This window comes from Paraburkholderia sp. J69-1 (assembly GCF_905220255.1).
GTDB lineage: Bacteria > Pseudomonadota > Gammaproteobacteria > Burkholderiales > Burkholderiaceae > Paraburkholderia.
Map to the genome: position 1 here is coordinate 303,640 of NZ_CAJMZG010000001.1, position 15,613 is coordinate 319,252.

Below are 15,613 nucleotides of genomic sequence, written 5' to 3' on the forward strand. Positions count from 1 at the left end.
TTTCGGACTTTCAAACGCCCGTGGCCATGAGCGCGTGAACGGCCTTCACCGCCATGCCCAAGGCCACGCAGCCCGCGAACACTGCAAACGATTGTTGCAGGCGCGCGCCGCTCACATGACTGGCGAAGCCGCGCCCCACCAACATGCCCGCGAGTGCGCCCGCCGCGAACGGCAGCGCGTTGAGCCACAGCATATGCCCGCTGGCCGCCGAAGCCACGACGCCCGCCGTCGATACCAGCGCGATCACGGCCAGCGAAGTCGCGACGATGCCCTGCATCGGAATATCGGACGCGCGCTTGAGCGCGGGCACGATCACGAAGCCGCCGCCCACGCCGAGTAGTCCCGACAAAAAACCGGCCATCGCACCCCATAGCGCGAGCGCCCGTGCGCAGGGCGCGGTCCAGTCGAGCTTGCCGCGTTCGAGATTGAGGCGGCAGGGCAGATCGGAGGGACAGGGTTCGGCGCCACCGTGAAGGTCGTGCCCGGCTTGCACGGACGGCTGGCGGAACATGCGCCACGCCACGCGCGCGAGCACGAGGGCGAACAGCAGCATCAGCGGCGCATCCGGCACGCGATGCGCGACCCAGAGACCGGCCGGCGAAATCACCGCGCCCGCCGACGCCATCAGCGCGGCGGCCTTGTAGCGCACGCGGCCTTCGCGCAGCGCGAGCAGCGCGCCGATGCCTGCGGCCAGCGTGACCGCAAAAAGCCCGATCGGCGCGGCCTGCGCGACGCCCAGACCTAGCCCAAACACCAGCAAAGGCACCGCGACGATGGCCCCGCCCGCGCCCGTCAACGCGAGAATCAGCCCAACAACCGAGCCAAGCGCGGCGCTAACGAAGAGGGCGGTGTCCATGATGCGGCGTCTCCTTCAGGTCTTTCGCCTCGCGCTTAGCCTTGTGCGTCGCCAGGCTTCGCGCCCGTGAACCACTCGCGGCCCTTGAGCATGCCGCTCCAGTAGAAGCGCGGCAGCACGCTGGCCTTGAGGAACCACATCAGGCGGCGCGGGCGCGTCGGGTCGAGCGGGAACGTCGGCAGCAGCTTGCCGCCGTAGCCGAATTCGGCCAGCACGACCTTGCCTTTCTCGACCGTGAGAGGGCACGAACCATAGCCGTCGTAGCGATAGTGCATTGCCGTGTTCGCACGCGCGGCGAGCAGATTCTCCGCAACGATCACGGCCTGCTTGCGCGCCGCCGCGCCGGTCTTCGCATTGGGCGCGGAACACACGTCGCCAAACGAAAACACATTGGGCCAGCGCGGATGCTGCAGCGTCGCGTGATCGACTTCGCACCAGCCGGCGGCATCGGCGAGATCGCTTTCGCGGATGAAGTCGGGCGCAACTTGCGGCGGCACCACATGAATCATGTCGAAGCGCTTGTCGACGCGCGTGATGTTGCCATCGGCGTCCTTTACTTCGAAGGTGGCCTTGCGCGCCGGACCGTCGATCGCCACGAGGTTCGAGCTGAATTCGAGCTGCGCGTTATAGCGCTTCACGTATTCCATGAGCGGCGGCACGAAAGTCGGCACACCGAACAAAACCGCGCCCGCCAGATCGAATTCGACCTTCAGCTTCGAGAGCACGCCGCGCTTCATCCAGTGATCGCAGGCGAGATACATGGCTTTTTGCGGCGCGCCTGCGCACTTGATCGGCATGGCCGGTTGCGTGAACAGCGCCGTACCGCTTTGCATCTGCTGCACGAGTTCCCACGTGTAGGGCGCGAGATCGTAGCGGTAATTCGAGGTCACGCCGTTCTGGCCGAGCGTTTCCTTGAGGCCTTCGATGCGCTCCCACGCGAGGCGCAGACCAGGCGCGACGATCAACTGTTTGTACGCGACGGTTTCGCCGTTGGTGAGCTGCACGCGGTTCTGCGCGGCTTCGACGCGCTGCGCGCCTGCGCGAATCCACGTCGCGCCTTGCGGCATCACGCTGGCCATCGTGCGGCGCGTTTTCCTCACATCGAAAGCGCCGCCGCCTACCAGCGTCCACGCGGGCTGATAGTCGTGGTGATCGTTGGGCTCCACGATGGCGATGCGCAGATTGCGCTGACGCTTGAGCAGGCTGGACGTCACGCTGATACCCGCGAGCCCGCCGCCGATCACGACCACATCCCACGGCTCGCTCGCACGCGCGCTGTTCGCTGCAGAGGCCGAAGCCTGCGGTGAGGTGAGCGGCGCGGCAACGGCGCTGGCCTGCGCGAATTGCCACAGATTGGTCGCGCGATTGCCGGTGCGGCAGTAGGCCAGCACGGGCGCGGGCAGATCGGCGAGCAGTTGCGCGAATTGCGCGACATCGTCGGGACCGATCTTGCCGGGCGTGACGGGCAGAAACGCGAAGCTCAGACCGAGTTGCTGCGCGGCTTCGCGGATATCGCTCGACGCGGGCTGCGACGGGCCGCCTTCGCCATCAGGCCGGTTGCAGATGATCGACCGGTAGCCGGCAGCGGCGATAGCCGCGAGATCGGCGGGCGTGATCTGGTCGGCGCTCGCGAAGCGCGCGTCGTGTTGCACGATTTGCATGGGCTCGAAGGCTCCTGGTAGGACTGAATAGGGGGCGGCGCGGGCGTTTATCCGGGCGCTTATTCGGGGCGCGCGGGACGCGAAGGTTGCGCCTTCAGGCGGCCGCAATAGAGGCTGGAGAGCGTCTGCATCACCTGGATGACTTCGGTGCTCGCGAGGCGGTAGTAGATGTACTTGCCTTCGCGGCGCGTCTCGACGAGGCCTTCCTCGCGCAGCACGCCCAGGTGCTGCGACAGACTGGGCTGATGCACGCCGACGAGCGCTTCAAGCTCGCCGACATTGCGCTCGCCTTCGGTGAGCTGGCACAGCAGCAGGAGACGGTCTTCGTGCGCGAGCGCCTTGAGCAGCGCGCAGCACTTTTCGGCGGATTCGCGCAGCGCGGAAAGCGCCTCGGGCGTGATGGGAGAGTTCATAGGCGGAGTTCGATCCATGAAGCGATGGGGTAGATCACGCTAGATCAGATCAAGTCGAAGCCGACAGTTGGTTGACAAACATTATATCGATTCATAATATGTGTTTCAATAGAACATGAGCCGTATGGAGTTACCCGATGTCCGAACTTGTTGCCGCCGCGACTGAAACCCAGACACACGTCGATCCTTTCTTCGATCCCGTCACCTCCACGGTGACTTACGTCGTGCACTCGGGGCGGGGCTCGGCGTGCGCCATCGTCGATCCGGTGCTCGACTACGATCCGAAGTCGGGCCGCACGTCTACGGACTCGGCGCAGCGCGTGATCGCTTTCGTGCGCGAATACGGCCTTACGGTCGAGTGGCTGCTGGAAACCCACGCGCACGCCGATCATCTTTCGGCGGCGCCGTTTCTCAAGCAGCAACTCGGCGGCAAGATCGCCATCGGCGAGCACATTCGCAGCGTGCAGGGCGTGTTCGGCAAGGTCTTCAACGTGAATGACACGCTGGCCTGCGACGGCAGCGAATTCGATCATCTCTTCGCGGACGATGAAACCTTCCACATTGGCCCGCTCGAAGCGTACGCGATGCACGTGCCTGGCCACACGCCCGCCGATCTCGCTTACCGCATCGGCGACGCCGTGTTTGTCGGCGATACGATGTTCATGCCGGATGTCGGATCGGCGCGCTGCGATTTCCCGGGCGGCGACGCGCACACGCTCTACCGCTCGGTGCGCAAGCTGCTCGATCTGCCGGGCGACACGCGGCTTTTCATGTGTCACGACTATCCACCTGCATCGCGCGGGCCGAGCTTCGAAACCACCGTCAGCGCGCAGCGCAGCGACAACATCCATCTGAACGACCGCGTGAGCGAAGACGACTTCGTGCAGATGCGCAGCGCGCGCGACCTCACGCTCGCCATGCCGAACCTGATCCTGCCGTCGATTCAGGTGAATATCCGCGCAGGCCGCTTGCCCGAACCGGAAGACAACGGCGTGCGTTATCTCAAGATTCCGCTCGACGCGCTCTGACATGGATCATCGAAAGCGGCCATCGCCGCTTTGTCCGAAATTCGAAAGCATCTGTCCACTCCACTGTCTGGCGGCAATCTAGACTGGTTCCGTACTGAATCACAAGCCAATTACCGATTCTGCGGAGCCCAACATGAAAGCCATCCAGTTCAAGACCTTCGGCAAGCCTGATGTCCTCGCGCTCGTCGATCTCCCCACGCCCGTGCCCGCCGAAGGCCAGGCGCTCGTGCAGGTGAAGGCCGCCTCCGTGAACCCGAGCGATGTGAAAAACGTGTCGGGCCACTTCGATCACACCGTTCTGCCGCGCGTGCCGGGCCGCGATTTCAGCGGCGTGGTGGTGGCGGGGCCGCAGGAATGGATCGGCGCCGAAGTCTGGGGCACGGGCGGCGACATCGGTTTCACGCGCGACGGCACGCACGCCGAGTTCATCCAGATTCCTGTCGCGGCGCTCGCGCGCAAGCCGAAGGTGCTCACGCATGCGCAGGCTGCGTCGATCGGCGTGAATTTTGTGGTGGGCTGGCTGGGCACGGTCGATTACGCGCAATTGGGCGCGGGCGAGACGATCGCGGTGATCGGCGTGTCGGGCGGCGTGGGCGGGGCGGTCACGCAGATCGCGAAGGCGCGCGGCGCGCGCGTGATCGGCATTGGCCGCGAAGCGCCGGACGCGGATTCGCCGGCCGCGCGCCTGATCGACGCCTTCGTGCCGATGGATGGCGATACCGCCGCGAAGGTGCGCGAACTCACCGGCGGTGCAGGCGCCGATGTGGTCTACGACGCGGTTGGCGGCGTGGCGTTCGAACTGGCGCTCTCGCTGGTCAAGCGTCGCGGGCGCGTGGTCGAGATCAGCGCCACGGGCAAGCGCCGCGTGGAGTTCGATCTGATCGACTTCTATCACAACGAAACGCAGTTGCTGGGCGCGGATAGCGCGAAGCTCGGCGTGACTGATGCCGCGCCGATCATGCGCGCGCTGGCCGATGCCTTCGACGCCGGGCAGTTCGCCGCGCCGGTGGTGGCCGAACGTTTCCCGCTCGAACGCGCGCAGGACGCCTATGCGTCCGTGGCGGAGGGCACGCGCGGGCGCGTCGTGATCGACATCGCCTGATTGCGGCGCACACCGAGGAGTCGGCCATGAAGGCTTATCTGGTTTCGTTCGCCGTGGGTGCGCTCGCGGGCCTGCTGTATAGCGTGCTCGACGTGAAGTCGCCCGCGCCGCCCACCATCGCGCTGATCGGCTTGCTGGGCATGCTCGCCGGGGAGCATGCTATTGGCTTCGTGCGCAGCTGCATCACGCATCTGGCGGGCTGAATTAGCAGGCTGAAATCCGCTCAGATCTGCGCGCGCACGAGACGTTCGGGAAAATGCGTGCGCAGCGTGCGGGCATCGAGCAGCGCTAGGTCCTTGTCAAGTTCCAGCGTGACGAGGCTCTTGGTCTGCGCATCGAGCGCCTTGCGCAGCGCGCCCAGAAACGCGGGCGGCGCCGCCAGCACGAGCGTGCCGTAGCGGCCTTCGTTGCGCGCCTTGGAAAGCGTGCCCGCGACCTGCGCGGCGAACAGCGTGGTTTCGTGCTCGTGATGAGCGGTGTCGGGGTCGCTCGCCTGGCGCCCGGCGGTGGAGCGTTCGGTGCGACCCGAGCGGTCGCTCACCAGACTCTGCTGCGGCACGCGGCTTTCGGGATGGAGCAGAGTTTCGACTTCCTCGATGGCGCCCAGCGGACTATCGGTCACGAAAATGCGCGCGGTCACGCGATTGGCAACGACAACCCAGATCGATTTGGACATGCTTGCCTCCCTGCCGGAGCTTCGGCCAGACGTCGACAAACGTGTAGCCGTTGCGATGAATGGATTCGCGCGGCGCGGCGCGAACATCAAGGGTAGCGCTTTCGCGCGGGTTCAAGGTGTCAGCGTGCGCGATGTTTGTGCCCGGAGGGACCGTGTAAATAAGGGGCGGAAATGCAGTAGGGCCGCTCACGCGTGACGCGCGAGCGGCCCTGTTTGCGTCAGGTAGGCGTGTTGAAGAACTTACTTCGCCTTGTCCGCCGAATTGGTGATGGCGTTGCCGCCCTTGGAGATGTCTTCGCCCGCACCGGCAATGGTGTTGCACGCAGCGAGCGTGACGGCGAAGAGGGCAAGGGCAAACGCAAGATAACGCTTCATGTGGCTCATGTCGGCTCTCCTTTTGATGGAAATCCCTGCAACCCGCGATAAAAGAAGCGATGCGGCGTAACCCTACTGCAAGCCACTCCCTGACGGCTGCGGTGCGCGCATCGAATTGATTGTACGCGCGAACCGGGGTCACATGCTCAGGGCTTTGCCTCGTTGCGGCGCTGCTTGCGCACCACCATCCACTTCGGCGAGCGAAAGCGCACGATGCTCACGTAGAGCCACACGTAAGTGAGCGCAAACACCACCACGAAGCAGAACAGATGCAGCGTGTGGCGCCAGAACAGCGTGGCCGGAATCACGGCCACGAGGCACAGCAGCCAGAGATAGGGCGAAGTCAGCGAATTGCGGCGCGTGAGTTCGCGCGCGGTGCGTGCGCCGACGGCCCAGCGCATCAGGCGCTTGTAGACGAGCATGTGCAGATGTACGCCATCGGGAATGCCCGGCGACATGCCGCGCACGAACTTCTTCCGGTAGATCGAGAAACAGGTCTCGAAGATCGGGTACATGAACAGCAGCACCGGATACCACGCGGAGACATCGCGATTGCGCATCACCAGCAGGATCGACAGTTCGGCCAGCATGAAGCCGATGAAGTACGCGCCGCCGTCGCCGAGGAAAATCAGGCCGGCCGGGAAATTCCACATGAAGAAGCCCAGCACCGCACCCATCATGATGAACGACGCTGAGAGCACGACCGGATCGTGCACCTGGAAGGCCACGTAGGCGAGCGAGGCGAACATCATGAACGCGACCATCGACGCGAGGCCGTTGAAGCCGTCGATGATATTGACCGCGTTGGCGAGCGCCGCGACCGCGAGCACGGTAATCACGCAGGAAATTGCCGCATAGGACAGCAGGAAATCGAGTGGCGGCACGCTGATGCGCGTGACCGCGATGCCCAGCAGGAAATACGCGAGCGCGGCGGCGGCCATCGTGCAGACCAGACGCGCGAGCGGCGAAACCTTCTTGGTCAGATCCTCGACGAGACCCGAGGCGAACGCGGGCAGCCCGCACGCCACGATGCCCAGAATGCCGCCCGACACCGCCGGGTACGCGCCGTGCAACTGCGTCGCCGCGACGATCAGCCCGGCAAGAATGCCCGTTCCGCCGATACGCGGCACCGGACGCGCGTGGAATTTCTGTACGCCCGCGAGGTCCGAATCGACGGAAAACCTTTCATGCAGATGCGCGTAACGCACGATCAGCAGTGTGACCAGCAGTGAGACGATGAAGCCAAGTGCGAAACTAAGCATGAAAGGTAAACGCAGGGCGCAAAAGGGGAATGCGGGATTATACAAAGGCGGCGAGGCACGTCTGGGGCGTTGCTGCCGGCAATCCCGTAATGTTTAGACAGGACGAGGTAACGGGCACCCGAAGCCCGCATGATAGTATGGCCGCCCGCGCCGTCGCGAGCATCCGCGATACCTGCCTGCGCGGCGCTTCATCATGCATTAACCTTCGCGTTCCATGTGCTGCACAGAGCATGGGGCGCGCACCGCAGAGTCCATGATTCAGGATAACGAACACAGCGACCAGGTCGCACGCGAAGGACACGCCGGGCACGATGCTGCACGGCCGCTTGTTTCGATGCTGCTGATCACCTACAACCAGGCCGGCGTGGTCGCCGATGCCATCGCGGGCGCGCTGGCGCAGACGTATTCGCCGCTCGAAATCCTGATCTCCGACGACTGCTCGAGCGACGACACTTGGGCCGCCGTCGAAGCCGCCACGCGCGACTATCGCGGCCCGCACCGCCTCGTCTTGAACCGCAACGAACGCAATGCCGGCATCACCGGGCATCTTTCGCAACTGGCGGCGATGAGCAAGGGCGAGTTGCTGGTGGTCACGGCCGGCGACGATATTTCCACGCCCGATCGCTGCGCGCGTCTGGTCGAATGCTGGAACGGGCTCGACCGGCGCGTGGATCTGATCGCCTCCGATCTGGTGGAGATCGACAGCGCGTCGCCTGATTCGGGCCGCATCGCGCCGACCGATCTCGGCCAGTACCGCAACTTCGACGACTGGCTGCGCGAGCGTCCGTGGGTCGTGGGCGCTTCGCACGCGTGGTCGCGGCGCCTGTTCGAGCGTTTCGGGCCGATGCTGCCGGGCGCGATGGCCGAAGACCAGATCATGACGTTCCGTGCGGTGATGACGGGCGGCGCGTTCAGCCTGCGCGAGCCGCTGGTGCGTTATCGGCGCGGCGGCTTGTCGGGCAAGAAACGCTATCGCAGCGTCGAGCAGTTCGTTGCGCGCGTGAAGCTCACGACGGCGTTTGGGCTGGCCGAATCGGCGCAATTCCAGCGCGATGCGGAAATCGCCGGTGTCGCCGATGAAATGCGTGCGTTGCTCGTGCCGAAACTCGCGCGCGAACACTATGCGCGCGATGTGTTCGCGGTGGCGGGGCTGGGGGCGAAGCTCGGTTTGTTGATGCGCACGAAGGGCGTCAAGCTGGGTTTCAAACTGCGGATGTTTCTCTATGCCGCTTGCCCGTGTGTGTACCGGCCGTTTTTTGCGCTGCGTAATCGTGTGAAGTGAGCGTGTGAAGCGATCGTGCGCGTGAAGCGCTAGCCGGACCGCACTGGCATCGGCGCTTAGGTGCCGGATTGATCGACCGGTGCGATTTCGAGCAGTATCACGTGATCGGGGACGTCTACGGTGAGCGTGTGCTCGCCCGTATGACTCGCTATAGGCGATGCCGCGACGAGCGGATCGTACACGTCGACGCGCTGCGCCTGCGCACCGAATTCGAGTTCGATGCGGGCCGGCGCAGCGGTAAGCGGCTTGCCCGTCGCGCGGTCCCAGATCAGCGTTTCATTCCAGAGCGCCAGCACAAAGCGGCCATCCTTTTTCTGCAGCAGCAGACTATTCGCCGATACCGGCATATCCCGCAGCGTATAGGTGAGCGTGTCGCCGGCCACGGCTTTGGTGCGTTGCGTCTTGCTGGCATTCAGAATCGTCGTGAGATTGCGGATCGCCTGGGCGGACGGTTTCGGGCTGTTGTCGTTGCGAAACAGGCCGTAGTGCATTTCGGCGTTCTTGTTTTGCGGGTCCGGCTTCTGGTCGAGCAATTCGTAGATGTAAAGCCGTTTGACGCCTGCCGCCGCTGCATCCATATAGCCGTTCAGAATGCCTTTCGCCTGCGTCGGTTCATCGACGCCGAGCATGTACCAGCCCGATTGCGGCATCGAAAAATAGCCGAACTCGGTGATCACGAGCGGCATCTGGAATTTCTCGCCGACATGAAGGGCCGCCGCCATCCAGTGGTCGCCGTTTGCGTTCCAGCTCGGCTGTTCGCCATTTTGCGGATAAAAGTGGGCGTTGGCGAAATCGGCGGAATCCGTGCGCGTTTCGACTGACTTCGGGTTGTAGCCCGTCACGTCATAGACCGGCACGCCCGCGAGTTGCGGCGTAGCGCGCACGCGAGCATAGAGTTCGCGCTGCGCGGCGAGCCCCGCGGCCGCACCCGTTAGGCCTTTATAGGTCACGGGGAAATTATCGATTTCGTTGAAACCTTCGATGGCCGCGATGCTGCCAGGCACCGCGCTATTGAGCTTCACGGCGTTCGCGATCGACTCCTCGAAATTCGCGCCGGTGAGGAAATTGAATTTGATGCCGCGTTGCGCGAGATATACATAACTCGAAAACGGCACCGCAGCGACCGGCGTGAAATCGCGCACGTGATGGATGCCCAGCCACGCCATATCGTCGGCGACGTTGTGCACGTTCGCGTAGGCGCCGTCGGTGTAATTGACGTGCGTGTCGACGGCCAGCGTCTGGATGAACGTGTCGACCGGCATCGCGCGAATGGCGCTCCCAGCGCTTCCTGCATTCACCGCCGATGCGCAGACGAAAGCGCAAAGCAATACAAGCAGACTTGCGGCGCTGCGCCGGCTCGTCCAGTTCAATGACTTTGGCCGCTTGATGTGCCGCGGGCGTTGCGAACCGTGCTGGCTGGCCTGAAGAAAAGACCGGAGGGGATGCATTGCGCGTTCCTTGCGTGCCGAGATAGCCGGTTCAGCCTGCCACGCCTGATGCCCGCATCTCGACGGTTCTGCCGCCGCGAATGCGGCAATTGCAGCGCATTGTGATCTCAAACCCGCTCGGATGTGTGTGCGAAGGCGAACAGATCGATAGCACGCGCAAGGATCAGTCTGTCAATCGTTATGATTAGTTTCAATTGATCATACGGATACCTAATTAAATATCGGATTGATCTTTTTCTAACGATGGGCGATCCGGTCTATGTGCGCGAGCGCACACACAGAAGAAGCCCAGGAGAAGGAAAACCCTGTGTTTCGAGGCGTGCCGATGCAGCGGCGCAAAACGCAGTGACGAATGCTGAGCATTGGTGGGATTGCGCACGGTTTGGCGATCGTTCGCACCTTAATGTGATGTCGTGGCCTGTCTGGGAGGGCCGTCTGAACGAGAAGTCCGCCTGAGAAACGGATCGTGCGGTCGCTCCCGGCAGACGATCTCGTCGGACCACAAAAGTCTGACGAACACGACACGCACTTGGGGCAGGGACATGTCAGATCTAACACAAGGGTTTCAGGCGGCACCGCGCATCCCGTTGACGCAGCGCGCGGTCGATGTCGTGCTGATCGTGCTGGGTGCTATTTGCGCCGTACACCTGAACCTGAATTTCGCATTATTCGGAGCGGCGCATCATCCCGACCCGACGCTGGTGGCGTTTTGCGCAGCACTCGCATTGTCGGTATTTCCTGCGTGCGGAACCTATGGTTCGCGTGGCAGCCGTTCGATTTTCAGCGTCGCGGGCCGCACTGCGCTGGCGTGGCTCGCGGTACAGCTTTGCGGTCTCGTGCTGCTTTACGCGATTCATCGCGATCATCTGCTGCAGTTGCCGTGGTTCATCTACTGGACGCTGACCACGGGCATTTCGCTGATGGCTTCGCACACGCTGTTTCTCTCGGAGTTCAGCGTATTGCGGATGACGCACGCGTGGTGGCATCGCGAGACGATCGCGCTCGAACCGCGTGGCGCAGTCCGCCCCGCAGTGGCCGGACGCCTGCTCAAGCGCGTGTTCGACATCGTGGCGGCCATCGCGGCGCTTATTCTGCTTTTGCCGCTGTTTGCGGTGTTGACGGTGATGGTCAAGCGCGATGGCGGACCGGCCTTCTTTGGACATACACGCGTAGGACGTCACGGCAGGAAGTTCCGTTGTTTCAAGTTCCGTTCGATGGTGGTGAATTCCGAGCAGGTGCTGAAGGAACTGCTCGCGAGCGACCCGCAGGCGCGCGACGAATGGGAGCGCGAATTCAAGTTGAAGAACGATGTGCGCGTGACGAAGATTGGCCGTTTTCTGCGTCGTTCGAGTCTCGACGAACTGCCGCAGGTCTGGAATGTCCTGCGTGGCGAGATGAGTTTTGTCGGCCCGCGCCCGATTATCGATCAGGAACTTGCGCGCTACGGCGACGCGCGCAAGTACTACCTGATGGCGACGCCGGGTATTACGGGCTTGTGGCAAGTGAGCGGTCGCAACGATATCGATTACGCGACACGGGTTGCGCTCGACGTTTCCTATGTGGAGAACTGGACCTTCCGCAAGGACATCGGGATTCTTCTCAAGACTGTTGTCGTGGTGGTTCGCGGGAAAGGCGCTTATTGACTCGCGGACTTGCGAGCAGCGAGCGGTGCAGGTTAGCGGTGGGGAAGCGTGCAGGAAGTTCGCCAGGCATTTCGCGTATCTGGGCCACACGGTATGGCCCGGAACGCGAGGAACGTGATTGGGGGTTGTGATGGAACTGAATGCGATGAATTCGATCGAGCTTGCGCCCGGACGTCTTGCGAAAGGCGCCGGTATGGCGCGTGCCCTGCGCTGCGGCGCCGTGCTTGCGGCGTGGCTGGCGCTAGCCGCGCTGAGCGGCTGCGCGCTCGCGCCAGGCATGTCATACGATTCGCCGAAGAACGGCGCAGCGCAGGCGAACGCGACTGCTGGCACCGGCGTGCCGGACAGCGTGGTCGCGAAGGGTTTTGCGGGCGCGCCATCCGGCAAGCTCGTGGAGATCACGCGCGAACTCGTGGATAAAGAGGCTGCGGCGCGCCCCAAGGGCATTCCCCATGACGTGGAAAAGCTCTTTGCCAAGGCGGCGCCCTATGAAATTGGCCCGGGCGACATTCTGAGCATTGTTGTCTGGGATCACCCCGAGCTGAATCTGCCCACCGGCGGCGCCAGCGGTGACGGCCCGACGGGCGCGAGTTCGGTCGCGCCGGGCTACACGGTCGATACCAACGGATTTATTCAGTATGCCTACATTGGTCCGGTGAAAGCGGCTGGCCAGTCGGAGATGAGCTTGCGCGAAGTGCTGGCGCAGAAACTCGCGAAATACGTGCGGCAGCCGCAGATCACCGTGCGTATCCAGACCTATCGCAGCAAGCGCGTCTATCTCGACGGCGAGGTCAAGACGCCAGGCGTGCAGGTGCTCAACGACCGGCCCATGACGCTGCCCGAGGCGATCAACCGCGCCGGCGGATTCACGAGCAATGCCGATCGCTCGCACGTGGCCGTGACGCGTGGCGACACCACCGTCGATGTCGATATGCCCGCGATGATACGCAAGGGTTTCAATCCCGACCGCATCATCCTCGGTGACGGCGACCTCGTGCGCATCTTCGCGCAAACCGACAGCAAGGTCTTCGTGGTCGGCGAAGTCGAGCGTCCCGGCGGCGTGACCTTCAACAACGGCCGCATGTCGCTCAACGAGGCGCTGGGTAACGCGGGTGGCATCAACCAGTCGTCGGGCGACGCCTCGCAGGTCTACGTCGTGCGTGGCCGTGACACCACCCAGCCGGTCGTGTTCCATCTCGACGCCAGCAGCGCGGCTTCGATGGCGACCGCCGATTCATTCGAACTCAAGCCCAACGATGTCGTGTTCGTCGATACGTCTTCCCTCGTGAAGTGGAGCCGTGTCATCAGCCTGATTTTGCCAACGACCCAGGCTGCGGCGGCAACGCGCGCGGTGGGCTACTGATGGCCGCATGAATGCGTATCGCGCCAGCCGGCGCGTTCGCTACGGAGAGGACAAGATGAAGCCGCGCGACTATATGCTGGACGGACCTGCCGAAGCGGCCATGCCGCTGCCACCCGACGGCGGGCACATGAGCAACCTGCTCGATACGCTGTATGCGGGCCGCAAGACGATCCTGATCGCCACGGCGGTCTGCACGCTCGCGGGCAGCCTCTATGCGTTGCTGGCGACGCCTGTCTATGAGTCGGACATGCTCATTCAGGTGGAAGAGAGCCCGAACGCCGCGAAATCCGCGCTGGCCGAACTGTCCTCGCAGTTCGCGATCAAGACGGGCGCGTCGGCGGAAATGGAAGTGTTGCGCTCGCGCATGGTGGTGTCGTCGGCGGTCAATGCGACGAAGCTCTATATTCAGGCCACGCCGCACTATTTCCCGGTTATCGGACGATGGGCGGCCCGGCATCTGGTGCTGAGCAGCTGGTCGGGTTGGGGCGGCTACGCGTGGGGCGACGAAGCGATCGACGTCACGCAGTTCGACGTTCCAGCGCGTCTGCAAAACCGGCCCTTTGTGCTGACCTATCAGGGCGACGGCGCGTACACGCTCGAGAATGGCGGCATCAAACTCGAAGGGCGCGTGGGCGAAGTCCTGCATGCGCCGACCGTGGGCGGCTCGATTGACCTGGCCGTTGCGCGCATCGACGCGCAGCCAGGCACGATTTTCAACGTCAAGCGGCAGTCCGAACTGAGCGCGATCCAGAACCTGCAAACCGCGCTGGCGATTTCGGAGAAGGGCAAAGAGTCGGACGTCATTGGCGTGCAGCTCGATGGCGAAGATGCGGTGCTGACCAGCACGATTCTGAATGCAATCGGCAACGAATACGTTCGCCAGAACGCACAGCGCACGCAGGAAGAAGCCGAAAAGCAGATTGCCTTTCTCGACAAGCAATTGCCTTTGCTCAAGATCCAGCTCGAAAAAGCCGAGAACGAATACAACTCGTTCCGCTCCGAGCATGGCGCCGTGAATCTTGGCGCCGAAGCCACGGCACTGCTCCAAAGTTCGGCGCTGGCGCAGCAGCGTATCGCCGATCTGCGCCAGCAACGCGCGCAGCTGATGGCCCGTTTCACCGACGACAACCCGGCACTCGCCGCCGTTGACGGTCAATTGGCCGAGGCCGTGAAATCGCTGCAACAACTGGCTGGGCAGACCCGTGCGCTGCCGCCGGTGGAGCAGCAACTCGTGCGCCTGCAGCGCGAGGTGACGGTCGATACGAACATCTACACGAACCTTCTGAATAGCCGCGAGCAATTGCGTCTGCTCAAGGCGGGCCGCGTTTCGAATGTCCGCATGATCGACGAAGCCGTGCCGGCCGAAGGGCCGATCCGCCCGAAGCGTGCGGTTCTCATGATCGCGGCGATGTTTACGGGGTTGTTCATCGGCGCGGCGATCGTGCTGATGCGTCATCGCCTCAATCGCGGCGTGTCGGTGGTCGACGAAATCGAAGTGGGCACCGGTCTGGCCGTGTACGCCGCCGTGCCGCGCAGCCGCATCCAGTATGGGATGTCGCGCCGTCTGCCGCATGGACAGGCCGGTGCGAATACGGTGCTGGCCCACACGGCCATGTTCGATCCGGCGGTCGAGAGCCTGCGCAGTTTCCGCAGCGCGCTCGAACACTCGATGCAGACCGCCGCCAATCGCATCGTGCTGCTGGCCGGGCCGACGCCGATGGTGGGCAAGTCGTTCGTATCGATCAACCTTGCGGCAGTGTTCGGCGCGTCGGGCAAGCGCGTGCTGCTGGTCGACGCCGATCTGCGGCGCGGCTCGCTCAATCACCATATGTCGGTGCCGAGCATGCCGGGCGTGACCGACATCGTGGAGCTTCGCGACGGCTTCGAAGCGTTGGTGCACGACAACGTGATGCCGGGCGTCGACTTCGTCGCGACGGGCGGCTATGTCTCGAATGCCAGCGAACTGCTGCGCGATAGCTCGTTCCAGCATTTCGTCGATTGGGCCAATGCGGCCTATGACATCGTGCTGATTGACGCGCCGCCCGTTTTGCCGGTCGCGGATGCCGGGATCATCGGCAAGCTGGCGGGCACGGTGTTCGTGATCGCGCGTCAGGGCGCGACGAGCGTGGCCGATCTGCGCGAATCGGTGCGCCGCTTCGAGCAGGTTGGCGTGCCGATTCGCGGCGTGATCTTCAACGATATGACGTCGCGGCCCGGACGCTACGGCAATGAATACGCCGCATATGGCTATTCGAGCTACGGCTTCCCCAAGGACGCGAACGGAGCCGGACACTGAGCGTTCGTGGCAACACCGCTCTGGATCGTCGTCACGCTTCATCGTTAGCGAGTCACCCAGCCCGCCCGGCACGCCGCGGCGGGCTTTGTTTTTTGGGCGTTTGCGCGAACTCGCGAGGCATGAGCGACGGCGAACATTCGGTCAGACGAAGTTCGATCACACTGGGACTTAAATGAATCGCACTGTGCAAATAGCGCGGTGTAGCTCG

The 15,613-nt window shown here is 63.5% G+C and carries 14 protein-coding genes; 7 read left to right on the forward strand and 7 right to left on the reverse strand.

Annotated elements, in window-relative coordinates; all coding sequences use genetic code 11:
* Window positions 1–10: 10 nt before the first annotated feature.
* Genes U5A67_RS01450 through U5A67_RS01460 form a run of 3 tightly spaced genes read right to left on the reverse strand, consistent with a single transcriptional unit; the run spans window position 11 to window position 2,930 of the window.
* Entirely contained in the window at window positions 11–856 is an 846-nt protein-coding gene (locus U5A67_RS01450; protein WP_321814254.1) for a sulfite exporter TauE/SafE family protein, read from the reverse strand.
* 35 nt (window positions 857–891) lie between these two features.
* A complete protein-coding gene (locus tag U5A67_RS01455) occupies window positions 892–2,517 on the reverse strand; it encodes a TIGR01244 family sulfur transferase (RefSeq protein ID WP_321814255.1) in 1,626 nt (541 codons plus the stop codon).
* A gap of 59 nt (window positions 2,518–2,576) precedes the next feature.
* Window positions 2,577–2,930 carry an ArsR/SmtB family transcription factor gene (locus tag U5A67_RS01460; RefSeq protein ID WP_205981307.1) on the reverse strand — a complete coding sequence of 118 codons (354 nt, stop codon included), beginning with the start codon at window positions 2,928–2,930 and terminating at the stop codon, window positions 2,577–2,579.
* Between the two features lie 137 nt (window positions 2,931–3,067).
* On the opposite strand from U5A67_RS01460, the gene U5A67_RS01465 reads away from it, so the two are divergent.
* The 3 genes from U5A67_RS01465 (at window position 3,068) to U5A67_RS01475 (ending at window position 5,263) form a co-directional block, all read left to right on the forward strand.
* Window positions 3,068–3,958, forward strand: coding sequence for an MBL fold metallo-hydrolase (locus U5A67_RS01465; protein WP_321814256.1), 891 nt, complete (start codon window positions 3,068–3,070; stop codon window positions 3,956–3,958).
* Window positions 3,959–4,091: 133 nt separating this feature from the next.
* Window positions 4,092–5,060, forward strand: coding sequence for a zinc-binding alcohol dehydrogenase family protein (locus U5A67_RS01470; RefSeq protein ID WP_321814257.1), 969 nt, complete (start codon window positions 4,092–4,094; stop codon window positions 5,058–5,060).
* Between the two features lie 26 nt (window positions 5,061–5,086).
* Window positions 5,087–5,263, forward strand: coding sequence for a DUF1427 family protein (locus U5A67_RS01475; RefSeq protein ID WP_205981304.1), 177 nt, complete (start codon window positions 5,087–5,089; stop codon window positions 5,261–5,263).
* 20 nt (window positions 5,264–5,283) lie between these two features.
* Here the strand turns inward: U5A67_RS01475 and U5A67_RS01480 are convergent, their stop codons facing one another.
* From U5A67_RS01480 to U5A67_RS01490, 3 genes are all read right to left on the reverse strand, one after another.
* Entirely contained in the window at window positions 5,284–5,736 is a 453-nt protein-coding gene (locus U5A67_RS01480; protein WP_321814258.1) for a host attachment protein, read from the reverse strand.
* A 240-nt stretch (window positions 5,737–5,976) separates the two neighbouring features.
* The gene (locus U5A67_RS01485; protein WP_027816744.1) at window positions 5,977–6,111 is read right to left on the reverse strand and encodes an entericidin A/B family lipoprotein; all 135 of its coding nucleotides are present in this window, start codon (window positions 6,109–6,111) and stop codon (window positions 5,977–5,979) included.
* A gap of 146 nt (window positions 6,112–6,257) precedes the next feature.
* Window positions 6,258–7,373, reverse strand: a complete 1,116-nt coding sequence (locus tag U5A67_RS01490; protein ID WP_321814259.1) for a glycosyltransferase — start codon at window positions 7,371–7,373, stop codon at window positions 6,258–6,260.
* Window positions 7,374–7,626: 253 nt separating this feature from the next.
* Here U5A67_RS01490 and U5A67_RS01495 point away from each other — a divergent pair, with 253 nt between their 5' ends.
* On the forward strand, window positions 7,627–8,655 hold the full coding sequence (locus U5A67_RS01495) for a glycosyltransferase family 2 protein (protein WP_321814260.1): 1,029 nt from the start codon (window positions 7,627–7,629) through the stop codon (window positions 8,653–8,655).
* A gap of 56 nt (window positions 8,656–8,711) precedes the next feature.
* Here the strand turns inward: U5A67_RS01495 and U5A67_RS01500 are convergent, their stop codons facing one another.
* A complete protein-coding gene (locus tag U5A67_RS01500; RefSeq protein ID WP_321814261.1) occupies window positions 8,712–9,917 on the reverse strand; it encodes a calcium-binding protein in 1,206 nt (401 codons plus the stop codon).
* A gap of 728 nt (window positions 9,918–10,645) precedes the next feature.
* On the opposite strand from U5A67_RS01500, the gene U5A67_RS01505 reads away from it, so the two are divergent.
* The 3 genes from U5A67_RS01505 to U5A67_RS01515 all read left to right on the forward strand — a co-directional run bounded on the left by U5A67_RS01505 (window position 10,646) and on the right by U5A67_RS01515 (window position 15,405).
* Window positions 10,646–11,746 (forward strand): sugar transferase, encoded by a 1,101-nt coding sequence (locus U5A67_RS01505; protein ID WP_415767568.1) that lies wholly within the window; start codon window positions 10,646–10,648, stop codon window positions 11,744–11,746.
* A gap of 145 nt (window positions 11,747–11,891) precedes the next feature.
* On the forward strand, window positions 11,892–13,109 hold the full coding sequence (locus U5A67_RS01510) for a polysaccharide biosynthesis/export family protein (protein ID WP_321814262.1): 1,218 nt from the start codon (window positions 11,892–11,894) through the stop codon (window positions 13,107–13,109).
* A gap of 55 nt (window positions 13,110–13,164) precedes the next feature.
* On the forward strand, window positions 13,165–15,405 hold the full coding sequence (locus U5A67_RS01515) for a GNVR domain-containing protein (protein WP_321814263.1): 2,241 nt from the start codon (window positions 13,165–13,167) through the stop codon (window positions 15,403–15,405).
* The last annotated feature ends 208 nt before the right edge of the window (window positions 15,406–15,613 follow it).

Coding starts and splice junctions, on each gene's coding strand:
- U5A67_RS01500 (WP_321814261.1), bottom strand. CDS start 9,917: ATGCCGGTCGACACGTTCATCCAGACGCTGGCCGTCGACACGCACGTC.
- U5A67_RS01460 (WP_205981307.1), bottom strand. CDS start 2,930: ATGAACTCTCCCATCACGCCCGAGGCGCTTTCCGCGCTGCGCGAATCC.
- U5A67_RS01510 (WP_321814262.1), top strand. CDS start 11,892: ATGAATTCGATCGAGCTTGCGCCCGGACGTCTTGCGAAAGGCGCCGGT.
- U5A67_RS01475 (WP_205981304.1), top strand. CDS start 5,087: ATGAAGGCTTATCTGGTTTCGTTCGCCGTGGGTGCGCTCGCGGGCCTG.
- U5A67_RS01490 (WP_321814259.1), bottom strand. CDS start 7,373: ATGCTTAGTTTCGCACTTGGCTTCATCGTCTCACTGCTGGTCACACTG.
- U5A67_RS01455 (WP_321814255.1), bottom strand. CDS start 2,517: ATGCAAATCGTGCAACACGACGCGCGCTTCGCGAGCGCCGACCAGATC.
- U5A67_RS01485 (WP_027816744.1), bottom strand. CDS start 6,111: ATGAAGCGTTATCTTGCGTTTGCCCTTGCCCTCTTCGCCGTCACGCTC.
- U5A67_RS01470 (WP_321814257.1), top strand. CDS start 4,092: ATGAAAGCCATCCAGTTCAAGACCTTCGGCAAGCCTGATGTCCTCGCG.
- U5A67_RS01515 (WP_321814263.1), top strand. CDS start 13,165: ATGAAGCCGCGCGACTATATGCTGGACGGACCTGCCGAAGCGGCCATG.
- U5A67_RS01495 (WP_321814260.1), top strand. CDS start 7,627: ATGATTCAGGATAACGAACACAGCGACCAGGTCGCACGCGAAGGACAC.
- U5A67_RS01450 (WP_321814254.1), bottom strand. CDS start 856: ATGGACACCGCCCTCTTCGTTAGCGCCGCGCTTGGCTCGGTTGTTGGG.
- U5A67_RS01505 (WP_415767568.1), top strand. CDS start 10,646: ATGTCAGATCTAACACAAGGGTTTCAGGCGGCACCGCGCATCCCGTTG.
- U5A67_RS01465 (WP_321814256.1), top strand. CDS start 3,068: ATGTCCGAACTTGTTGCCGCCGCGACTGAAACCCAGACACACGTCGAT.
- U5A67_RS01480 (WP_321814258.1), bottom strand. CDS start 5,736: ATGTCCAAATCGATCTGGGTTGTCGTTGCCAATCGCGTGACCGCGCGC.